Genomic DNA, 2,887 nt, shown 5'->3' on the forward strand with positions numbered 1-2,887 from the left:
CGCAGTCCGACAAAACCCCTATATATCAAATTTCATCGAAATCGGACAATGTTGAAATTTGGACCAATCAGAAGCCTCGAATTTTTATGACGTCATAGACGTTTGGGATAGACGTATTTTCGTCTGCTCGTCAAAATTGATCGAAATTCGTACAATTTTCCTTTCCAAATCCTCAAACCCGGAAGCTTCAGCCTACAGAGGTGGACGCCACCCACTGGGTGTTGCGTCAGTGCTGGCTTCAAAGTGACATCTTTGAATATTTATTATTTAATCGAAAAAAAGGTAAGCTGGTTGCCTATTTATATGCTACTAAATCACATACACACGCATACACATAAAATTTCTACACCTGTCTTCTCACACCCGCTCGCTGGCGACAATGAGCACTGCTCACAGCTCCTGTGACAGTATGCCCTCGGCAGATGATGTGAACTCAGGCGGGAACTACAACAATTCCGAACATACAGAATCGGATAACGAATTCCGCTTCGTTACAAATAAAAAAACAAGAGTCCGAAAGAGACTCCAAAAACGAATGCATCCTGCCTCATCAGATGAGGAGGATTATACACAAAACAAATCTAGGCGAACCCATGGCCAAAAACACTATCCCGCCTCAAAAACAAACCAAGATTTTGGGGCACAAAAGCACATAGCCGTGATCAGCGGTGATAAAATCTACTCTAAATTAGAAGTCGGTGATATCACCGTCACAAATTTCATCCGAGATACCATCGGGACTGCAAAATCAGTAAAGAGAACCCGAAAGGGTGAAATAGCCGTAGAATGTCACTCGGCAAAACACCTACAAACATTACTAAGTCAAACATCAATTGCAAACAAAAACATCACAGTTAGACAACCTAAAAACCTCCTCCAAACCCAGGGGGTCATCAAGAAAGTAGGCCTCAGCGAACGTATCTCTGAGGTCAAAAATGAACTCAATAAAAATGACCACTTCCATCCGGTCATCGACGTCAGACGTCTGCAAAATAGGCATAGGCAAGATAGCCAAGCCGTCCTCATAACTTTCAAGGGCCACACACTCCCTAAAAGTGTGTACATTGGCTTTATGGAATATAAAGTCGAAAAATACATAAGACACCCCCTCAGATGCACAACATGCCAGGGGTACAATCATTCTGCAAATGAATGTAAGTCAAAAATTAAATGCCCACGATGCTCAGGCGAGCACAAATACAGTGAGTGTACCGTTCCCGACACTGATAAAAAATGCCCCAATTGTGGCAACCCTCACTCAGCCGGCTACAAGGGCTGCACGTATCACAAAACCCAAGTAAAAATTATCAAGACCCAAACTCTTGATAACATATCATACGCATCTGCAGTAAAGAGGGTCAAAACTCAAGCAGCCTCTACCTTCAATAACAACGCTAAAACAAACACCAACAACTACATAATAGAACCACCCAAGCCTCAAAGACCCGCACGAACTCCTCGTCCACGCACCCAACCAAAACCACACACTCAGACATCCAGTCCCACTCTTACATCCAATCCCACTCTTACACACAAGTCAAACCAATCAATCACAAATCCACAACCAAACCTCCAAATAACATTGGACAAAAACAAATACAACGCAACTATTACAGTGGACATCGTCGACTTCCTGAACTTCTTCAGGGAGGCGGCAAGAGTTGTAGCTCTCGGGGCTGTCAGCAAAGAGCCATCAGAGTCTGTCAGAGACAGACTAACCCTGGTCGCTAACACTTGCCTCGGGACTAATATACCAAAAGGCGAGCTACAAAAGCAAAACCAACAAAACATCGAAAATTCACCCGAGAAATGGGGGCTTCTCAACTCTATGATAGCCTCTCTCATAAACCCCACAGACAAATTAAGCAGAAAAAACAGCAACCAACAACACAAAACAACACACATACCACTTACACCAGACATACAAGTTATAGATACAACACAAAATACCCAGTATTAATATGGAGCACACCAATCACATGCCAACCCATCAACGCAGTCTACACATATTACACTGGAACGCCCGCTCCATTAAAAACAAGGAACAGGAGTTCAAACAATTCATACACGATATGCAAAACAAACCTGACATCATATGTATCCAAGAAAGCTGGTTAAAGCCAACCAAAAAGTTTACTTTCCATGGCTACTCTGTACACAGATTAGATGGCTCCCAAACAAGAGGCGAGGGACTAATCACTATCATCTCAAACACATTACAATATGAACAAATTACAGATAATATCACATATAAACAACATCAGCACTACAGGATACACAGAGGGAATAACACGAACCCTATAGACATTATCAATATACATAACAAGCTACTTTCGGCGCATCTACGTAAATACTTACATGACATTGGTAACTCACTGCAGCAACAAACACTTATTGTAGGGGATTTCAACATAGATCTAACAAACACTCAGCATCACAGCCAATCCTCCAATACACTATATGATTTCATGAACAACTTCAACCTAGCTAAAATTGGTGACAGTCAAGGCACTCGACTTAATGAACAAACTGGCAACTATACACCAATTGACTACTGCCTTGCATCATCAAAAATAGCCACGAAATGCACATGGCATCCACTACAAAATGCAATGTCTAGTGACCATCTACCATGTATGGTACACGTTAAAATCGGAACACAAATACAACATACTGAATCCGTACCTAAATTCCAATTTCACAAAGCCGACTGGCAAACTTTCACAACAGAATGCCAAAACATTAACACTCACAACATAGCACACAGCGACATAGACATCTTCAATCAAAACCTAACAGACGCTATCATTGCTATAGCAAACACTTGCATACCAAAATCACGAATATCCGGCGACAGAAAACAACCTGTCAGCTGGTGGACCACACA

Annotated in this window: 2 protein-coding genes; both read left to right on the forward strand. The window is 42.0% G+C overall.

The window, feature by feature from the left end:
• The first annotated feature begins 379 nt into the window (after nucleotides 1–379).
• The gene (locus BOW51_RS09165) at nucleotides 380–1,960 is read left to right on the forward strand and encodes a DUF8775 domain-containing protein (protein ID WP_135568205.1); all 1,581 of its coding nucleotides are present in this window, start codon (nucleotides 380–382) and stop codon (nucleotides 1,958–1,960) included.
• A 19-nt stretch (nucleotides 1,961–1,979) separates the two neighbouring features.
• On the forward strand, nucleotides 1,980–2,887 hold a 908-nt coding region (locus BOW51_RS09170), incomplete at its 3' end, for an endonuclease/exonuclease/phosphatase family protein (protein WP_167367302.1).

Source organism: Solemya elarraichensis gill symbiont, from assembly GCF_002021095.1.
Taxonomy (GTDB): Bacteria; Pseudomonadota; Gammaproteobacteria; order Chromatiales; family Chromatiaceae.

What these genes read in the sequence shown, in the direction of transcription:
- BOW51_RS09165 (WP_135568205.1), top strand. Translation starts at nt 380, where the DNA reads ATGAGCACTGCTCACAGCTCCTGTGACAGTATGCCCTCGGCAGATGAT.